Annotated in this window: 18 protein-coding genes, 1 tRNA gene and 1 pseudogene; 18 read left to right on the forward strand and 2 right to left on the reverse strand. The window is 33.4% G+C overall.

The features are described 5' to 3' along the window. Positions 1–6 precede the first annotated feature (6 nt). Positions 7–408, reverse strand: coding sequence for a DUF983 domain-containing protein (locus tag H0I26_RS06580; RefSeq protein ID WP_218701534.1), 402 nt, complete (start codon positions 406–408; stop codon positions 7–9). A 107-nt stretch (positions 409–515) separates the two neighbouring features. Between H0I26_RS06580 and H0I26_RS06585 the strand changes: the two genes are divergently transcribed. The 7 genes from H0I26_RS06585 to H0I26_RS06615 all read left to right on the forward strand — a co-directional run bounded on the left by H0I26_RS06585 (position 516) and on the right by H0I26_RS06615 (position 9,599). Further along, entirely contained in the window at positions 516–2,420 is a 1,905-nt protein-coding gene (locus tag H0I26_RS06585) for an ABC-F family ATP-binding cassette domain-containing protein (protein WP_218701535.1), read from the forward strand. A gap of 80 nt (positions 2,421–2,500) precedes the next feature. Then, positions 2,501–3,637: an efflux RND transporter periplasmic adaptor subunit gene (locus H0I26_RS06590; RefSeq protein ID WP_218701536.1), complete on the forward strand. Its 1,137-nt coding sequence runs from the start codon at positions 2,501–2,503 to the stop codon at positions 3,635–3,637. Continuing rightward, positions 3,637–6,834, forward strand: a complete 3,198-nt coding sequence (locus tag H0I26_RS06595) for an efflux RND transporter permease subunit (RefSeq protein ID WP_218701537.1) — start codon at positions 3,637–3,639, stop codon at positions 6,832–6,834. The genes H0I26_RS06590 and H0I26_RS06595 overlap by 1 nt, the downstream gene beginning before the upstream one ends. After that, a complete protein-coding gene (locus H0I26_RS06600) occupies positions 6,824–8,146 on the forward strand; it encodes a TolC family protein (protein WP_256935287.1) in 1,323 nt (440 codons plus the stop codon). The genes H0I26_RS06595 and H0I26_RS06600 overlap by 11 nt, the downstream gene beginning before the upstream one ends. 185 nt (positions 8,147–8,331) lie before the next feature. Then, entirely contained in the window at positions 8,332–9,153 is an 822-nt protein-coding gene (locus H0I26_RS06605; RefSeq protein WP_218701539.1) for a Two component regulator three Y domain protein, read from the forward strand. Positions 9,154–9,224: 71 nt separating this feature from the next. Further along, the gene (locus H0I26_RS06610; protein ID WP_218701540.1) at positions 9,225–9,407 is read left to right on the forward strand and encodes a CPXCG motif-containing cysteine-rich protein; all 183 of its coding nucleotides are present in this window, start codon (positions 9,225–9,227) and stop codon (positions 9,405–9,407) included. A 119-nt stretch (positions 9,408–9,526) separates the two neighbouring features. Then, positions 9,527–9,599 (forward strand) — tRNA-Met (locus tag H0I26_RS06615). Between the two features lie 217 nt (positions 9,600–9,816). Here H0I26_RS06615 and H0I26_RS06620 read toward each other — a convergent pair. Then, positions 9,817–11,400 (reverse strand): annotated as a pseudogene (locus tag H0I26_RS06620) (oleate hydratase); the annotation flags it as partial. Between the two features lie 210 nt (positions 11,401–11,610). Between H0I26_RS06620 and H0I26_RS06625 the strand changes: the two are divergent. From H0I26_RS06625 to H0I26_RS06675, 11 genes are all read left to right on the forward strand, one after another. Beyond that, the gene (locus H0I26_RS06625) at positions 11,611–12,069 is read left to right on the forward strand and encodes a hypothetical protein (RefSeq protein ID WP_218701542.1); all 459 of its coding nucleotides are present in this window, start codon (positions 11,611–11,613) and stop codon (positions 12,067–12,069) included. Positions 12,070–12,103: 34 nt separating this feature from the next. Beyond that, positions 12,104–12,322, forward strand: coding sequence for a hypothetical protein (locus H0I26_RS06630; RefSeq protein WP_101017114.1), 219 nt, complete (start codon positions 12,104–12,106; stop codon positions 12,320–12,322). A gap of 17 nt (positions 12,323–12,339) precedes the next feature. Next, positions 12,340–12,705, forward strand: a complete 366-nt coding sequence (locus H0I26_RS06635; protein ID WP_101017117.1) for an arsenate reductase family protein — start codon at positions 12,340–12,342, stop codon at positions 12,703–12,705. Between the two features lie 87 nt (positions 12,706–12,792). Further along, entirely contained in the window at positions 12,793–13,179 is a 387-nt protein-coding gene (locus tag H0I26_RS06640) for a hypothetical protein (protein ID WP_101017119.1), read from the forward strand. Positions 13,180–13,185: 6 nt separating this feature from the next. Next, entirely contained in the window at positions 13,186–14,460 is a 1,275-nt protein-coding gene (locus H0I26_RS06645; RefSeq protein WP_218701543.1) for an MgtC/SapB family protein, read from the forward strand. A gap of 249 nt (positions 14,461–14,709) precedes the next feature. Further along, positions 14,710–14,976 (forward strand): DUF5661 family protein, encoded by a 267-nt coding sequence (locus H0I26_RS06650; RefSeq protein ID WP_101017123.1) that lies wholly within the window; start codon positions 14,710–14,712, stop codon positions 14,974–14,976. 156 nt (positions 14,977–15,132) lie between these two features. Then, positions 15,133–16,734, forward strand: coding sequence for an oleate hydratase (locus tag H0I26_RS06655; protein ID WP_218701544.1), 1,602 nt, complete (start codon positions 15,133–15,135; stop codon positions 16,732–16,734). Between the two features lie 28 nt (positions 16,735–16,762). Then, positions 16,763–17,581, forward strand: a complete 819-nt coding sequence (locus H0I26_RS06660) for a DUF1269 domain-containing protein (protein WP_218701545.1) — start codon at positions 16,763–16,765, stop codon at positions 17,579–17,581. Positions 17,582–17,623: 42 nt separating this feature from the next. Next, positions 17,624–18,124, forward strand: coding sequence for a hypothetical protein (locus H0I26_RS06665; RefSeq protein ID WP_218701546.1), 501 nt, complete (start codon positions 17,624–17,626; stop codon positions 18,122–18,124). Between the two features lie 20 nt (positions 18,125–18,144). Next, a complete protein-coding gene (locus H0I26_RS06670) occupies positions 18,145–18,708 on the forward strand; it encodes an HdeD family acid-resistance protein (RefSeq protein WP_218701547.1) in 564 nt (187 codons plus the stop codon). Positions 18,709–18,843: 135 nt separating this feature from the next. Next, complete coding sequence (locus tag H0I26_RS06675; protein WP_218701548.1) at positions 18,844–20,436, forward strand: oleate hydratase; 1,593 nt, start codon at positions 18,844–18,846, stop codon at positions 20,434–20,436. Positions 20,437–20,441: the final 5 nt, after the last annotated feature.

The raw sequence follows: 20,441 nt of genomic DNA on the forward strand, positions 1-20,441 counted from the left end.
GACGATTTATTTAGACTCTAGTTTTTTTTTAAGAGCTAATTTTTTATCATAACTCATAAAAATATTGATCCATATATTTCTTGACAGTCTTACAATGATTGGATAAAATATGATTAATGTACATACTATTGCTATAAAGGCCACGTTTGGTGTACTTCCTAAAAAGAAATAACTGATAACAAAAGCAGCGACAGCAAAGGCAATCCCTACACCATAGCTAACATACATGGAGCCATAAAAAAAAGAGGGTTCAATTTTATATTTGGTGTTACAGTGACTACAGCGTTCGTGCATACTAAAAAGTTGACTTACGTGATAAGGGTTAGTATCTGTGTACATTGATTCTTTATGACACTTTGGGCAAGCACCTGTAAATATAGAGTATAATTTAGAGCCTTTTTTAAACATAATAATTGTGTACTTTTGCAATTCAAAAAAAAGAGTATTGAAGTTTAGACTTCTAATACAAATTTAAGTTTTATTCTTTCAATTTTAAGTAACATAAGTCACAATTCATGCTAAATATTCATAATTTATCAATTTCATTTCAAGGAGAGTACCTTTTTGAAGATATCACATTCAAATTAGGAAATGGGGATAGAGTAGGGCTTATCGGTAAAAATGGAGCTGGTAAATCTACCATGCTTAAAATCTTGTCTAAAGAATTAGAACCAGATTCTGGACAAATAGCAGCGGATAAAACACTGAAAATTGGATTTTTAAAACAAGATATTGATTTTATTTTAGGACGAACGGTACTTGAAGAATCGTATCAGGCCTTTACAGAAATTAAAGAAATAGAAGGTAAGATTGAGTATATCAATACGCAATTAGCGGAACGTACAGATTACGAAAGTGAAGCGTATCACGATTTGATGGTCGAGTTAAGTGATATTCAACACCAGTATGAAATCCTTGGAGGGTACAATTACCAAGGTGAAACTGAAAAAATACTACAGGGTTTAGGTTTTAAACGTGAAGATTTTGAAAAGTTAACAGATACCTTTTCTGGAGGATGGCGTATGCGTATTGAATTAGCGAAGTTATTATTGCAAAATAATGATGTACTACTTTTGGATGAGCCAACAAACCACTTGGATATAGAATCTATTATTTGGTTAGAAGGCTTTTTACGAAATTATGCAGGAGCTGTAGCAATCGTATCGCATGATAAAATGTTTTTGGATAATGTTACTAATCGTACTATCGAGATTAGTTTAGGACGTATTTATGACTACCCTAAACCTTACACACAGTACTTAGTGTTAAGAGAAGAAATTAGAACACAACAATTAGCGTCTCAAAAAAATCAACAAAAACAAATTGAGCAAACTGAAAAGTTAATCGAGAAGTTTAGAGCAAAAGCTAGTAAAGCAACGATGGCCCAGTCTTTAATGAAAAAATTGGACAAAATTGACCGTATTGCGGTTGACGAGGATGATAATAGTGTGATGACTTTAAATTTTCCAGTATCTATTACTCCGGGGAAAATTGTTGTAGAAGCTAAAGATGTGTCTAAAAATTATGGAGAGAATCAAGTGTTATCTGGTGTAGATTTATTAATAGAACGTGATGTTAAAACTGCATTTGTTGGTCAAAATGGACAAGGTAAATCAACATTGGCCAAAATATTAGTCGGTGATTTAAAACATGATGGACATTTAAAACTTGGTCATAATGTGCAAATTGGTTATTTCGCACAGAATCAAGCCGAGTATCTAGATGGTAGTAAAACGGTTTTAGATACCATGATTGATGCTGCTAATGAAACGAACAGAAGTAAGGTCCGTGATATTTTAGGATCATTTTTATTTAGAGGAGAAGAAGCTGAAAAGTATGTTAGAGTATTATCTGGAGGAGAGCGTAACCGTTTAGCTTTGGCTAAATTAATGTTACAGCCTTTTAATGTTTTAATAATGGATGAGCCAACAAACCACTTGGATATAAAATCTAAAAATGTTTTAAAAGACGCTTTAGAACGTTTTGAAGGAACTTTAATTTTAGTGTCTCATGACAGGGACTTTTTAAAAGGATTGACTAATACTGTTTTCGAATTTAAAGATGGTAACATTAAAAAGTATTTAGGTGATGTAGATTATTACTTAGAACAACGTAATGTTGAAAACTTGAGAGAAGTAGAAAAACGTACAGTGATCAAGAGTCAACCTAAAGAAACACCAAAACAATCTTACGAAGATCAGAAAAGACAAAAATCCTTAAATAATAAATTAAGTAACTGCGAGTCTAAAATTAACCAGTTAGAAAAGGAAATTAAAGATATTGATGCTCAAATGGCAGCTAACTATGATGAGACTGTTGCCAAGGCTAATTTTTTCGAAAATTATCAAGGAAAAAAGGATCAGTTAGTAAAATTAATGCAAAACTGGGAAGATATTACACTGCAACTAGAAGAGTTTTAACAACTTCTTTTAGGTTTTTTTTAACGTTTCTAGTCTAAACTATAGGCTAATTTTGTGGTCATACTTTCAAAACCAATTACATGCGCAAAATTATACTATCTATTTTAGGTGTTTTATTTATTATTGCTTCTTTTATTTTTGCTAAAAATTTAATAGACAATAAAAAGAAACCAAAACCTGTAGCTTCTAAAGTTATAAAAACGGTATTTATAGATACGGTTCAAAACGGAACAATTCCGATTGTTATAGCAGCAAATGGAAACTTGACTGCAAAGCAACGGGTAGAGTTGTATTCTGAAGTGCAAGGTGTGTTTCGTAATGGAAGTTATTTGTTCAAACCAGGTCAAACCTATCGTAAAGGACAAACATTAATTCGTGTCGATGCTTCAGAGTATTATGCAACGGTGCAATCTTCAAAAAGCAACTTGTATAATTCTATAGCAGCTATAATGCCAGATTTACGTTTAGACTTTCCTGATGTATTCCCAAAATGGCAAACGTATTTAAATAGTTTCGATTTAAATAAAACGACTCCAAAATTACCGGAAATCACTTCTGACAAAGAAAAATATTTTATAACAGGTCGTGGTATTATTACAAATTATTTCAATGTAAAAAATTTAGAACAACGGTTATCTAAATATACTATAGCAGCACCGTTCTCTGGTATTTTAACAGAAGCTTTGGCTACAGAAGGTTCTTTAATTAGAAGTGGACAAAAATTAGGAGAATTTATAAACCCTGAAGTTTACGAGATGGAAGTCGCTATTAGTAAAAGTTTTGCTAATATTTTAAAAGTAGGCGAATCAGTAAGCTTAACTAATTTAGATAAAACAGAAAGTTATACAGGGAAGGTTTCTCGTGTAAACGGAAGTATTGATGCTACTACACAAACTATTACAGCTTTTATAGAGGTCAAAAATGACAATCTAAAAGAAGGGATGTATTTAGAAGCTAATTTAAACGCAAAAAGTGTTGCTGACGCTATTGAGATTGATAGAAATCTATTAACAGATAGTCAAGAAATATATGTAATAAAGGATAGTTTACTAGATGTTATTCCTGCAAAACCTATTCATTTTTCAGATACTAAAGTCGTCTTGCAAGGTGTGCCTAACGGAACTGTTATTTTAAAAAGACCAGTACCTGGTGCTTATTCAGGGATGTTAGTACAACCATTTGTAGAGCAATCTAAATCTAACAATAACGCGGAGTAATGAGAAAAATAATCACTTATTTTATTAAATACCACGTTGCTGTTAATGTTTTTATTTTAGCATTTTCTGTCTTCGGAATCTTGGGGTATTCATCTTTAAAATCATCTTTTTTTCCTTTAACAGAATCTAAAATAATCAATGTCAGTATAGCTTATCCTGGTGCTTCTCCTCAAGAAATTGAAGAAGGTATTGTGCTTCAGATTGAAGAAAATTTAAAGGGCCTGAAAGGTCTTGATCGTGTAACTTCGGTGTCTAGAGAGAATAGCGGAACTATAACAGTAGAAATTGAAAAAGGTGAGAACCTCGATTTTATGTTGCTCGAAGTTAAAAATGCTGTAGACCGAGTGGCTACATTTCCTACCGGAATGGAACCTTTAGTCGTGTCTAAGCAAGAGGCGGTAAGAGAAACTATTTCTTTCGCTTTAAGCGGAAAAGATATTCCGTTGGCAACATTAAAAGAATTAGGTCGTCAAGTAGAAAACGATTTACGTGCAATTGATGGGATATCTCAAATAGAAGTCTCTGGATATCCACAAGAGGAAATTGAAATTGCAGTTAACGAAGGTAACTTGTTGGCTTATGATATTACTTTTAGTGACGTCGCTAATGCTGTTAGTGCATCCAATATATTAGTGACCGGTGGTAATATTAAAACAGATGCAGAGGAGTATTTGATTAGAGCGAATAACAAAGAATATTATGGGGACGAAATGTCCAATATTATTGTTAAAGCTTCGGCAGACGGAAAAGTCATTCGGTTAAAAGATGTAGCTATTATTAGAGATCGATTTTCAGAGACGCCTAATGCGACTTATTTTAATCAGCAATTGGCTGTAAATATTTCGGTGACTAGTACAAATAATGAAGATTTAATAACTTCTGCTGAAAAAGTAAAAGAGTATATAGAGGCTTACAATCAAAAGCATAACAACGCACAGTTAGATGTAGTAAGAGATTTATCTGTAACATTAAATCAACGTACAGATTTATTAACAGAAAATGCTATTGTTGGGATGATATTAGTATTAGTGTTTCTATCGCTTTTCCTTAACATGCGCTTGGCATTTTGGGTGGCTTTTGGATTACCTATTTCATTTTTAGGGATGTTTATTTTTGCAGGTCAGTTTGATGTTACTATTAATGTGTTGTCATTATTTGGTATGATTATCGTTATTGGTATTTTGGTAGATGACGGTATTGTGATTGCCGAAAATATTTACCAACATTACGAAAAAGGAAAATCACCAAAGCAAGCAGCTATTGATGGTACCATGGAAGTTATTCCTCCTGTCGTTTCTGCAATTATTACAACGTTATTAGCTTTTTCTCTATTCTTATTTTTAGATAGTCGTATAGGTGAATTTTTTAGTGAAGTGTCCGTCATTGTTATCTTAACACTTGTGGTTTCTTTGGTAGAGGCGTTAATTATTTTGCCAGCTCACTTGGCACATTCAAAAGCATTAAGACCTCCTGTAGAAGAAGAGAATCCCTCAAAATTAAAGCAGTTTTTTGCTAAAATGAGATTTATAAATAGAGCAGGTGATAAACTAATGTCCTTTTTAAGAGATAGAATTTATTCGCCAGCTTTAGATTTTGTTTTGGAGTTTAAAATATTGTCTTTAGGTATTTTTGTAGCACTTTTAGTTTTGACTTTTGGAGCAATGGGTGGCGGTGTTATTGGTGTTACTTTATTTCCTAGTGTGGCTAGTGATAGAGTGTCTATTACGCTAGAAATGCCTAACGGAACTAATGTAAGGGTAACAGACTCTATTATTTCTTTAATTGAAGAAAAAGCATTTATTGTTAATCAAGAATTATCAGATAAGTATTTAAAAGGAACAGGTAAAGAATTATTTGAAAATACCATTTTGACTATTAATAGTAGTTCTAGTGCATCACTTAGATTAAATATGTTGCCAGGAGAAGAACGTCCTGATGCTATTAAATCGTCAATGGTGTCTAACCGACTAAGAGAATTGGTTGGTCCGGTTATCGGAACAGAACGATTGATTTTTGGTTCAGGAGGTAATTTTGGAGGTAGTCCAGTATCTGTCTCTTTATTAGGAAATAACATTGGGGAGCTAAAAGCTGCCAAGTTAGAAATGAAGGCATATTTAGACACCAATCCTTTACTTAAAGATATTGAGGATAACGATCCTGCAGGGATTAAGGAAATTAGATTGAAACTAAAGGAAAGTGCTTACTTATTAGGGTTGGATTTGCGTACAGTGATGAGTCAAGTGCGCTCTGGTTTTTTCGGAGCACAAGCACAACGTTTCCAACGTGGACAAGATGAGATTAGAGTTTGGGTACGTTATGATAGACCAAACAGAAACTCTATTAACGATTTAGACGATATGCGAATATTAACTCCAACAGGAGCACGTGTTAATTTAAAGGATATTGCAAGTTATACTATCGCTAGAGGAGACGTTGCTATTAATCACTTAGAGGGATTAAGAGAAATCAGAGTCAGTGCAGATTTAAAGGATCCAAGTACAAGTACAACGGATATATTGGATGATATTAAAACCGTGTTTATTCCTAATTTACAAGCTAAATATCCAACAATCTCGGCTTCTTTTGAAGGTCAGAATAGAGAAGCAAGCAAGCTGTCTAGTTCTATTGGTAGTGCCGGTACTGTTATTTTATTGCTTATTTATATAACTATTGCGTTTACGTTTAGAAGTTATAGCCAACCTATTTTGCTATTGTTATTAGTGCCTTTTAGTTTAACAGCAGTAGCTTGGGGACACTGGTTATTAGGTTTTCCTGTAAATGTATTGTCCTTATTGGGGATTATTGCATTAATAGGAATTATGGTGAATGATGGATTGGTGTTAATCGGAAAATTTAATAGTAATTTAAAAGAAGGGATGACCTTTGACTTAGCATTGTCAGAAGCAGGTAAGTCGCGTTTTAGAGCTATATTTTTAACCTCGTTAACTACTATTGCTGGTTTAGCGCCTTTACTTTTAGAGAAAAGTAGACAAGCACAATTTTTAAAGCCTATGGCAATATCTATATCATTTGGTATTGCTTATGCAACCATATTGACACTGTTAGTATTACCATTGTTTTTGTCTTTTAGTAATACTATTAAACAAAAATCAAAATGGTTAATGACAGGAAATGAAGTAACCAAAGAAGAAGTAGAACGCGCTATTAAAGAACAAAATGAAGAAAATGAACATTAAATATAATTTAGTTGTCTTAGCTGCATTTTGTTGTACTGCAATAGGAAGTGCACAAGATATTGTAACGCAAGAGCAAGCAGTAAAGTTAGCCTTAGAAAACAACTATGGAATTAAAATTGCTAAACAAGCAGTTGAAGTGGCAGAGAATAATACAAGTGTCCTAAACTCTGGTTATTTACCAACTTTAACAGGGGCTGCAGGGGCAACTTATAATTTAGATAATACGGAAGCTGAATTTTCTAATGGAGCGCCACCAACTAGTTTAAAAGGAGCAGAAAGTAACAGGTATAATGCCTCTGTGAATTTAAATTACACGATTTTTGATGGATTAGGCAGGCAGTATAACTATAAAAGTTTAAAAGAACAATACCAATTGTCAGAACTACAGGCCCGAGAAACAATTGAAAATACAGTGCTTCAATTGTTTTCAGTGTATTATTCAGTAGCCCAATTAACAGAAAATTTAGATGCATTACAGGAAACTTTGGAGGTATCTAAAGATAGATTAGTACGTGCGCAGTATCAGTTTGATTATGGACAAAACACAAAGTTGGGGGTTTTAAATGCAGAAGTAGATATTAATAATGATAGTATTAATATCATTTCATCATATCAAGAGTTAAAAAATGCGAAACGCGATTTAAATGTGGTTTTGGGTAATGCTTTAAATCCTGAGTTTGCAGTGAGTACTGCAATTGATTTTAAGTTGCAATTTCAAAAAGACGACCTGTTTGAAAAAGCAAAAACACATAACGTAGCACTGCTTCAGACGGAGAAAAATATAGCGATTAGTGAACTTGATATTAAGTCTAATAAGTCTGGTTTTTTGCCAACTATAGGCTTGAGTGGGACCTATGGCTGGAATAAGAATAACAATAATGGCGCATCATTTGTGTCTGTAAGTACAAATACAGGGTTGTCTGGAGGTTTAAATTTAAGTTGGAATTTGTTTGATGGTGGTAGCACAATAATAAAGGTTAGAAATGCTAAAGTTAATCTTGAGACTCAAAAACTTCAAAAAGAAAATATTTTAATAGGGATACAACGAGACTTCGAAAATGCTTGGGAAGATTTTGAGAACAAGTTGAAGATTTTTAATATTCAACAACAAAATATTATTACCTCACAGAATAATTTTGAACGTACTCAAGAAAATTTCAAAATTGGTCAAGTCAATTCAATCGAGTTTAGACAGGCGCAACTTAATTTATTAAATGCGGAGTTAAGCAGAAACCAAGCTAAATATCAAGCTAAATTAGCAGAGCTACAATTGCTACAATTAAGTGGTGAATTACTTAATGTAGACTTTTAAGTTACTGATTGATAGAGGGGTGTTTTATCGGAAATGTTAGAATGATTTTTGTTTAAATCGCTATTTTTCGATTAATAACCTCTTTTTTTATTCTAAATGTTAATTTTTTAGGCACTTAATCGAAATAATTTGTTTTTAGTCGCCTTTCATCCTATATTGAAGTCAGTTAATCCCAAAATATTGACATGAAAACGATAAAACTAACCTTCCTGACCCTTCTTTTCGCTTGTGTATCATTTGCAAGTGTTTCAAACTCTGAGAAAGAAGCTTTAATAGCACTATATAATAGCACAAACGGATCAGAGTGGGATACGACTTGGGATCTTGAGGCATCAATAGATACTTGGTACGGAGTAGTTGTGTTAGATTCGAAAGTGGTGAGTTTAAACTTATCCTTTAATAACTTACAAGGAACGATACCTGCAGATATAGGTCAATTAACTAATCTACAAGTTTTAAACCTAAGTTTTAATAAGCTTAACGGGGAGATACCAGAATCTATTACCAACATGAAAGATTTATATTCTCTTCAATTATTTTTAAATCGATTTGAAGGAGAAATTCCAAATTGGATTGGTAACATAACTAGCTTAGAAGCATTAGCTTTATATAGTAATAAATTTACAGGGGAGATTCCAAACTCTTTAACGAACTTAACTCAGTTAAAAAGTTTAGAATTAGGAAGTAATTATTTAACAGGAAGTATTCCATTTAATATTAATAATTTAAAAGTACTTAAAAAGTTAAGCCTTTTAGATAATCAATTAGATGGACAAATTCCGGAAAGTATTGTTGAGTTAATTAACCTTGAAGAATTAATATTATCAAGTAACAATTTATCAGGGAGATTACCATTTGAATTGTCTCAATTATCAAACTTAAAATTAGTGATGGTTAGTGATAATGCATTGACCCAAGAGTATGTTACAGTTGAAGATAATACACCACATAAAATGTCTTTGTTTTTAGAAGATACAGAAGTATTAGCTAGTAGTGTTAAGGAATAACATATGTTAAAGATATATTTAAAAAAGTCAACCATTGGTTGACTTTTTTTATTTTTGGTAAAAAGTAAATTATGTTCGAACATCATTTTCAATGTCCTTATTGTTGGGAAACGGTTTCCATGTTATTGGATCCTAGTATTACTATACAGACTTATGTGGAAGATTGTGAGGTTTGTTGTAACCCAATACAAGTCACACCAAATTTTTTTGACTTAGAACTTGTTGGTTTTGAAGCTCTTAATATCGAACAATAAAAAAACAAAAAAAAAGGCTTGTTTTATCTAAAAAGGTTTGTATATTTGCAGTCCGAAACGGTTATGTCGCCATTATGAAGCGAAAGTTAAAAGCTAAGTTAAGCATTCGGAATTTACATCGCGGGATAGAGCAGTAGGTAGCTCGTCGGGCTCATAACCCGAAGGTCACTGGTTCGAGTCCAGTTCCCGCTACTAAGCAAAGCTTCACAGAAATGTGAAGCTTTTTTGTTTTATATAGATGTCGTGTTAATTTAGATTATCACGACAGTGTAATTAAATAATCTCAGAAGCATCAGGGTTGATTAACTGTCTCACTGCTGCATAATTCCTTTCAAAACAAAAAAAACCGAGGCAAATAGCCTCGGTTTTTTGAATCCTTAAGATTGTATTCTAATTAATTCTTAACCTTTTATTTAATAGCTTTAAAAAAGGAATCTATAAGGACTTTGGGTGATTTATCATGTTTTGTAATTTTGGGTATTTCCAAATCAATATTTAATAATTGATAGACTGCTGTTTGAGCGGCTCTTACAGAATATTCTACAGTAAATACGACATCATCAGCGAGTTCTACAAACTGGCTAACAAAGGCTAAGTTTTTAGAGCTTTCAGGTACAGGTTTTGGTCTGTCGTTGTAAGCGCGTGGCATAAACATAGACGTTATATATGGCATTCTGCAAGGTACGCAAACAGCACCATCAAAAACATTATCATCAAAGTTAAAGTGTCCTGCTAACTCTTTAAGGATGTCTTGTCCGTTACTTTCAACCATTGTTTTTGGAATAAAATCTCCAACACGATTCCCGTGTAACGCATAGCCCCAAAGGATATAGACATCATCCGGTTGATCGATAAAGTGTGGTTGATTATAAAGTACAACAGACATGAGCCAATTAGAATCTTTAAAGGTTACTAAGCCTCCAGTTCCTGCTTCATTGCCAGTCATTTTCTCAATTTTATCAAAAAACTCAGATGATTTGAATGTTACTGTAAACGATTCCCAAAAAGATTCAGGAATACTACTATTAAAAGGTGCTGGATTTCCAAAATCAGGTCTTCCTTTTGCTAATTTTTCCCAAAGGGTCCATCCTTTACTTTCTACTTTTGTTTTTTTAACTGGGGCTTGTGTCATAGAGCCTATACTTGAAGCATCAACCATAGAGCCATTTTGGAAAATAACAATATCATCAGGGGTAACACTAACTTGTTTGGGACCCTCTTGGTTAATTACTGTAAGTGAAGTAACGGTGACTTTTCCATTTATATCTTCTACAACTATATCATCTACGGTAGTCGCTAGTTCAAAATTAACACCTTTGTCTTTAAGCCAAGCTATTAACGGAAGCACTAAAGAGTCATACTGATTATAAATGGTTCTTTTAACCCCACCAAGTGTATTAATTCTTGGAAACTCATTCATAAAACGATGTAGATAACGTTTAAATTCTACTGCACTATGCCAAGGTTCAAAAGCAAACGTGGTCTGCCACATGTACCAAAAGTTCGTGTTAAAAAAACCAGGTGATAACCAATCGGTGATTTTTGAGGTACCTAATTTTTCTTCTGATGCTTCAAGAAGTTTTAAAAACTCTAGTCTATTATGCATATCAAAACCCATGGTAGAGGTGTCTACAATATGACAGTTTTTGTCTACTAAACGACCTTGAGAGTGTGCGATATGTTTTTTATTAAAAGCAATCGTTTCGTCTTTTACAGACATGCCTTTATTATTGATGGAAGGGATGTCTTTAAATAAGCCCCAAAAGCATTCATAAGCATCTGTGGTTAACATTCTACCGCCACGAAGGGAATAACTCCCGTCATCAAGTCGCGCACCATCTAGGCAGCCTCCTAATGTTGGTAGTTTTTCAAAAATAGTAATTTGATGTCCAGGAATACCGCCATCACGAATCATGAATACAGCTGCAGATAATGAGCCAAGTCCACCGCCTAAACAATACGCTTTAAAATTATTAGTTGTCATATTTTTAGTTTTTAGATTAAATCTTGTTGTGTCTTACAAAATTAGGAAGCGCTATGGGCTTTAGAAATGATGCAGGTCAGTAAGCGTATTAATTTAAAATTAAAGAGCAATACTATTTATATATAGTGTTTTGGACGTTAAATACTAGCTCTAAAGTGACCTAGGTCATTTTATCTTAAATAGTTACTGTTTACATTTACTTTTTAAAACTTTATTGATATGAGCGATTTTAGAAATAGACCAAAAGATAATTTTATTCACGAGGCCACATGGGAGCAATTATATGTGCTTACAGAGCATTGGCAATCCGATATTGAGTTTTATAAACAGGATTTAAATTTTTTACATCATCTAATTGATAAATATTTTTTATACCTATCAAAAAAGGAAAATATTGATTTAGTACTTGAAATTGAAGTAAACTTACTAGATGTAGAAAAACAATGTAACACATTATTGAAAAGGATACATAAGCATTTACATCATTTAAGCGCGTTAGTAGATGATCCTTTTACATACGTTTCAGATAAGTTTAGAGACGAACACGAACAATTAGAGGACGATTTAACTCAGTTTTTAAAAGACTTCAGACAAAATAGAAAAGAGGTTTTTTCAATAACAGAACATATGATTGGGGGAGAAGAATTAATCAAACAACTAAATGTTTTACATAAATAGCGTATTTAATTTTTAACCATTAAAAATAATCCTAATGAAAGATCTACAACAAGTATTAACAGACATAACACAACTTACCGGAAATATCGAAACCAATTATCCTGAACTCTATCGCTCTTTAGATGAGAATCCTTTGACATTACCAATGAGCAAACATCCACACATGGATAAAAAAGTAATGACGGACTATTTAGAAGGTTTGAAACAACTTTTAAATCATTATATTGAGGAAGAAAATAATAAAAAGCAATAGATTTTAATAATCAAATTATGGGAGAGATTGCAACATCAAATAGGCAGATTACAGTATACTATAGCTCAAAATCCGAAAGAGCAAAACAGGCATTGGCCTATGCTAAAGCAGATGGCTTTAAGGTTGAAGAAATAGATATATTAAAAACAAAATTAACAGGCACACAACTTGTAGAATTGGCAGAACGGTTACATGTTGAGGTCGCAGCTCTTGTAAATCAAGAGAGTCCAGCCTATCAATCTAGTTTTGAACCGCATAACCTGTCAACCGATGATTGGATAAAAATGATACTACACAATCCGCAAATCATGAAACAGCCAATTGCATTACATGGGGATAAAACCATTCTGGTAGACACACCAACAGATATTCTTAAAATATAAATCTGGTTTTTATCAGACTGACCTAGGTCATTTCATATACGGTAGTAAAATATAACCTTTGTGATATAATAAAAATAATTAATTATCATGGAAAAAGAAATTATATACAACTCAAACATGCACTTTGAGCACGAACAATGGAAAGGTGAATTGGCATTTTGGAAACAAGAGTTATTGTTTTTTAATAATAAATTAAGCGAACTAGTAACGCGATGGACTAATAAAGATGTGTTGGCACAATTAGAGCATTATCAAAACGAATTTATTCTTCATGGTGGTGTTATTGAAGATCTACAAGAAACTATAGAAAAACACGAAACACGTATCGCAGCACAAAGCATAGAAGGCGAGGATGCGATAGATGTCCGTTTAGCAGAACAGCATGTTGCGTTTAGAGATAAAATGGAAACACAACGTGAGATTTACGCAGATCTTAAAAAAGAATTTTTCAGGTTTCTAGAAAAGTACATGTAATATTAAATGCAAATACAGGAAGAGATAAATCAGCTCGTAGGGTCTTATATTCTAGGAGTATTGATAAGTTTAGGGATTGGTCTTATACTTGGTCTAGAACGGGAGTATGATAAACTCAAAGAAGACAATGGTATAGCAGGTATAAGAACATTTCCTATAGTGACTATTCTTGGATTTACACTAGGTAATCTTACTACAATTTATACCGTATGGCTCTTAATTATAAGTTTAGGAGCCTTTATTTTGTTTTTAGCATTCAATCAATATGCTCAAAATAAAGAACTCCCTAGTCAAGATTTAACAACTAATTTAGCCTTAATAACAACCTTTGTATTAGGGGTAATGGTTTCGGCGGAATATTATAGAGATGCAGTCGCGACAGCAGTTATCATAGTTACATTACTATCATTAAAAACAAGGTTTCGCACAGTCATTCAAAACATTACTTCAATAGAGCTTTTTGCATTTATAAAATTCGCAATAATAGCCTTATTAATACTTCCTTTTCTACCAAACAAAACGTACGGACCAGATAATTTATTAAACCCTTACGAGATTGGTTCGATAATAGTCATTGTGTCTTTCTTAAATTTTATCGGTTATTTCCTGGTTAAGTTTATTGGCTCAAAAAGAGGGATCATACTAACAGCCATACTTGGTGGGCTTATTTCTAGCACAGCAGTAGCCTGGAATTATGCATCTAGTAGTAAGGCCTCTCCAGAACTCTCCAAAAAATATAGCGCAGGAATCATTGTAGCTTCGGCGATCATGTTTCCCAGATTAGCCTTTTTGGCCTATATTTTTAATAGCGCTATATTGGTTAATTTAATACTGCCATTTGGACTATTAACACTAGTTTGTATTGTAGCAACCTTATTATTAATGCGCAAGGACGACCCTAAACCAGATACCAATATAAAATTAGGTAATCCATTAAATATGTTAAATGCAATTGGATTTGGTGCCGTGTATGTCATCATCCTTTTTGCTGTTTATTATAGCAATCAATTTTTTGGAGAAAGTGGTCTATATTATTCGGCCTTAATTGCGGGACTAGCAGATACAGATGCCATTACAATAAGTATGTCCAAATTTGCTTTAGATCAAGACAAACTAACACTAGCATCTTCCGTAATCATTGCTGCAACCATCAGTAATATGTTAGTCAAATTAGGGATAACCCTATTTAAAGGCTCCAAAACTACAGGCAAACTTGTTGGTTATGCGTTTGGAACCGTCATTTTAGTTGGTGTTATTTACATTCTTATTATTAGAAGTTAATTATATTTTAATAATTAAAAGTTGGGCGTGACCATAAAGGTCAGGCTTTTCGCTGCAATTCCTCGCACCTCCTGCGTCGGGCTGTGGGATTTTCACTGCAATCCTTCACGCAAATTCACCCTTTTTAATAGCTTTTTTTTTGCATCAAGTTGACCTAGGTCAGTGCAAGTGGTCTTTTAGAAAAGTAATTTTATGCTATAAGTTTTGATAGCCATTTTATTGGGATTCTGTCAAATAAAGCACAATACAATGAAAAAAGTAAACACACAACAAGCAAAAGAGATTGGAGATCGTCTAGGTATCCAATGGAAGGATATTCAATTAGATGAATTTACAAAAGGAATAAATGTCGAGTTTGAACATGGAACGAGATATCCAGAAACCAATGTTACTAATAACGATAAAGCTTTAACAGGAAAAATAGCTTGGGCGCATTTAAAAGAGTTTCCTGATTACTATACCCGTTTAGAAAAAATGGAAAATGAAGCAGAAGCATATTGGAGCGAAAAGGAATAAACTGATTTAAGTCAGTTTAGGCAGGCTGACGCAGGTCAGTGTAGTAATCAACATAACATTCTAATTTTGAAGTATTAATAAATAGTATGAGTAAGAGGTTCTTTTTGATACTTAAACAAAGAAGCTCCTTAATTTAACAAGACAAATAGACTTATTATGAACACAAATAACAAAGACAAAAAAGCATATTTTATAGGGGGAGGGATTGGCTCTTTATCTGGAGCAGCATTTTTAATTCGTGATGGTGGCTTCGCAGGTAATAATATCACGGTCTACGAAAGTTTACCCGTATTAGGAGGTAGTTTAGATGCGGGAGGTAATCCCGAAGATGGCTACACCTTGCGTGGTTCCCGTATGTTTACATTAAATATTTACGAATGCACTTGGGAGTTGTTCAAATCCATTCCATCGCTTACAGATCCAAACACATCAGTAACCGAAGAAACGATAGCCTTCAATAACAAAGTAAAATCGCATTCTAAAGCGCGTCTAATAGATAAAAACCGCGCAATTGTAGACTCATCTAAATTGGGGTTTTCAATGTCGGACCGCACAGAGCTTCTTAAATTAAGTGAAGCAAGCGAAGAAAAATTAGGTAATAGTGCGATTTACGATTGGTTTTCGCCTTCATTTTTCGAAACTAATTTCTGGTTTATGTGGCGTACAAGTTTTGCATTTTCACCTTGGCATAGTGCGGTAGAGTTTAAGCGATATTTACACCGTTTTATGCAAGAGTTTCCTAATGTAGAAACAATGACAGGTGTTAAACGTACCGTTTATAATCAGTACGACTCTATGATTTTACCATTAAAAGTTTGGTTAAAATCTCATGGTGTTAATTTCAAAACAGGAAGTACAGTTACTGATATAGACACAACGTTTGCTTTGGATCCAAAAACAGAAACTGAAAAAGTAGTTGTAAAAAAACTAATGTATGATACGGCAGGTCATTCTGAAACTGTAACAATTAATGAGGACGATTTAGTTTTCTATCAAAATGGATCAATGACAGATGCTTCTAGTTATGGATCGATGACAAGTGCTCCAAAACATTTCACAAAAAAAGACAGTCAAGGTTGGGTGTTATGGGAGAAATTAGCAAGTAGATACCCTGGATTTGGTAGACCAGAAGTGTTTAATACCAATATCGCAGAATCATTTTGGGAATCGTTTACGGTCACTTTAAAAGACACTGCGTTTTTTGATCAAATGGAACAATTTTCTGGTAACAAAGCTGGAACAGGAAGTCAAGTAACTCTTAAGGATTCTAATTGGTTTATGAGTTTTTCATTAAATGAACAGCCTCATTATAAAGACCAACCAGATCATGTGCAAGTCTTTTTTACCTATGGATTACATCCAGACCGCGTGGGTAACTTTGTAGGTAAACCCATGACAGAATGTTCAGGAGAAGAAATTCTTAGAGAGCTTTGTGGACATCTAAAATTTGATTATGATGTTGTGTTTGCAAATGCAATCTGTATTCCATGCAGGATGCCATACATCACTAGTATGTTTATGCCACGTTTAAAAACAGACAGACCACTTCCTGTGCCTAAAAACTCTAAAAATTTAGCGTTTATCAGTCAGTTTGTAGAGATTCCTGATGATGTTGTTTTTACGGTAGAGTATTCGGTTAGAGCAGCACAAATGGCGGTATATCAATTACTAGATATCGATCTTGAAATTCCGCCAATCACAAAATTTGATAAAACACTTAAAGTGGAACTTCAAACAGTTGCTAAAGCATTCCACTAAACAAATAATAATTTTAAAATCTATAAAAATGGCAAATATTATTGTTGTTCCTTTTAAGGAAGAAAGTAAAGCTATTGAAGCTTTGCACAAAATTAAAGAATTGGATGCTTATGGAGATATTACGCTGTATGAGCACATGATGATTCGTAAAAAAGATAACACGCAATACGAGATCTTAAAAAACCAAACCGATGGTGAAGGTTGGAGGTTGTTTACAGGCATGGCTCTAGGTGGACTTGCAGGAGCTTTAGTGGGGCCTTTAGGGTTTGTTATTGGATTATACACTGGAACTGCAGTAGGTGCTGTTTGGGATGCTAGTCGGTATGATTTTGAAATCGAATTTATTAAAAAGGTAAGTAAAAAAATGGCTATTGGGACTATTGCAATTATTGCAGAAGTAGCAGAAGATAGTTCCGTTTTTATAGACCAAGCACTCAATGGACTATCCTCAGAAATTATTAGAAGCGAAGCTGGTATAGAGTTCGATGATTATGTAGATGAGCAAGTTGAAAATTTTGAAGATAGTATTGAAGACGAACGTCAAAAACTTAGAAAAGCAACAGCACACGAAAAAGATATGATTAAAGCTAAGATTACCGATTTAAAGGCAAAACGAAAAGCGCATATCGTAGCGTTGGAAGCTAAAAGAAAAGCAACACTGAGTAAGATTAAAAGTGACACTAAATCTAGAATTCACAAACTAGAAACACGCTTGGATGGTTTTGAACAATCTGTGAGCGATGCATACGCTCAGGCTAGAAAAAATAGACTGAGTAAAAAAATCAAAAAGGAAGAAGAAAAGTTATACCAATTGCATAGTGCATTAGGTGAGGATATTGTGGATTAATAACCAATAAAAAACTTAGTAATTAACTTAAATAATTTAGATATGAAAACAAAAATTTTAGCCTTAGCTGTAATCGTTTTTATGGCAGGAAGTACATTGATTAGTTGTGGTCAAGCCTCTAAACAAGATGCGAAATCAGTTAAACAAGATGCGAAAGAACTTGGTAAGGACCTTGAAAAAGGGGCAGTAGATACGAGTAAAGAGATTAAAATGACTGTGAATGAGAATTGGAAAAAGTTTGAAAATGCATCTCAGTCTGCTATTCAGGCAACAGATACTCAAATTAAAACATTGAGAACTAAAATGGAGTCGGCAGGTAAAGCAGAAAAAGAAAAGCTGACGACAGCTTTAAATCAGTTAGAACAAAAAAACGAAGCGCTTAAAGATAAATTAGCAGAAAGAGGTAAAGAATTTAAAGATGGTGTCATTTCTTTTAATGAAACCACCATAACTAGTGAACAGAAATTTGAACGCGAATTTACGCATGATATGGACGAGATTGGGGCTGCTTTAAAAGACCTTTTTAAAGATAATGTTGATTAATAAATTTAAATTATAACATTATGGCAACTACAATTTTAAGTTCTACACAATCCACAGTAAAAAATTGGTGGATAACGCTTTTAATAGGTGTTCTATACATTATCGCCGGGGTTTGGGTTTTTCAAACACCAGTAGCGAGTTATGTCTCTTTAAGTATAATTTTTAGTGTATTCATTTTTATATCAGGAGGCTCACAAATTGTGTTCTCTATTTCTAATAGACACGAGATAAGTAGTTGGGGTTGGTATTTGGCAGGTGGCATTCTGGATCTTATTATAGGGCTACTATTAATAACGCATCCATTAATGACTATGGCAATTCTGCCTTTTTATATTGGTTTCTGGTTATTGTTTCAGGGGTTTATGGCTATTGGATTATCATTTCAGATTAAAACATTTGGAATCCTATCTTGGGGTTGGTTATTATTTTGGGGATGTCTAATAATACTCTTTTCGTTTCTGTTATTAGCTAATCCAATAATTGCAGGGTTAAGTATTGTATACATGACTGCTCTGGCATTTATTTCTGCAGGTATTTTTAGAATCGCTTTAGCATTCAATTTAAAAAATCAAAATCACAATTAAAACATTGTAAAGCATTGCTGTAACTGTAAATGCGTGGTAGTTTTAGTATTTGTTAATAGGTCCGAATAGTATAACTAATTTGAAGACGACGACTAACAGTTACTGCTTTGCTTTTTAATTATTATAAACAAAGTTATGAGTAAAACAAAAAATAAAAATCCAGAAGATGCTAAAGTTTATCTTATTGGAAGCGGAATAGCATCTCTGGCAAGTGCAGTATATCTAGTAAAAGATGCGGGTGTACAAGGTAAGAATATTCATATTTTAGAAAAAGATAATATCTTAGGAGGTGCTCTAGATGGAGCAGGAGATAAAGAAGAAGGTTTTGTAGTAAGAGGTGGTAGAATGCACGAAGCGCATTATACATGTTATTGGGATTTGTTATCTAATATTCCGTCTTATGAAGATCCCAATGTTTCTGTTAAAGACGAATCGTTTGAATTTAATAACCGATTTGTATCCAATGGGCAAGCAAGACTTTTAAAAGAAGGTAAAATTATGGATGTGTCGTCTTATGGATTATCTATAAAACAACAAGCGGAATTTTTAAAGTTGATATTCGCTTCAGAGAAATCGTTAGGAAATAAAAGAATCGAAGATTGGTTTGATCAATCGTTTTTTGAAACTAATTTTTGGTATATCTGGTCTACGATGTTTGCTTTTCAAAAATGGAGTAGCGTAGTAGAAATGAGACGTTATATGAAACGCTTTATTCATTTAATTGATGGTTTAAAAAAGTTAGGAGGAGTTATGCGCACCAAGTACAATCAATACCATTCTGTAGTTATTCCTTTAAAAAATTATTTAAAAGATTATGGTGTACATTTTGACGTGGGTCACGAAGTCGTTGATATTGATTTCAATTTGTCTTCAGATAAAAAAACAGCAACCGTTATTCACTTAAAAGATAAAAACGAAATTGTTTTGGGAGCAAACGATTACGTCTTTATCACCAACGGTTCTATAACAGAAAGCACCGATAATGGTGCCTGGGAAAGACCTGCAAAACTAAAAGGAATTGAAGCGTCTGGGTCTTGGCAATTATGGAAAACACTAGCAAAAAAAGATAAGGCTTTTGGTAATCCTGATCCCTTTTGTGATAACATCGATTTACAAAAATGGTACTCTTTTACAGCAACATTAAAGGATAGTACGTTCCATGATTATATGGAGAATTTTTCAGGAAATGTTGATGGTACGGGTGGTTTGGTAACTATGACAGATTCTAATTGGTTAATGTCTATTGTCATTGCGCGTCAACCTCATTTTCCAAACCAACCGGAAGATGTTAAAATCTTTTGGGGGTATGGCTTATATCCAGACCGAAAAGGAAACTACGTTAATAAGACGATGGCAGAATGTACTGGTAGAGAAATATTAGAAGAATTGTGGTATCATTTAAAAGTCCAAGATATAATGAGTCCTGTTGTACAAGCAGGAAAGGTAAATTGTATCCCAACAGCAATGCCTTATATTGATAGTTTATTTATGCCAAGAAAAATTGGAGATAGACCAAAAGTCTTACCAAAAGGCGCTACTAACTTTGCTTTTTTAGGACAATTTGCTGAGGTGCCAAAAGATGTTGTGTTTACTGTAGAATATTCTGTAAGAACAGCACAAACTGCTGTTTTTGGTTTATTTGAAACCGATAAAAAAGTACTGCCAGTTTATGACTCTATACACAGTCCAAAAGCATTATTAACTGCTGTAAAATCTATTAGCGGTTAACGGAT

Source organism: Olleya sp. HaHaR_3_96, assembly GCF_019278545.1.
GTDB lineage: Bacteria > Bacteroidota > Bacteroidia > Flavobacteriales > Flavobacteriaceae > Olleya.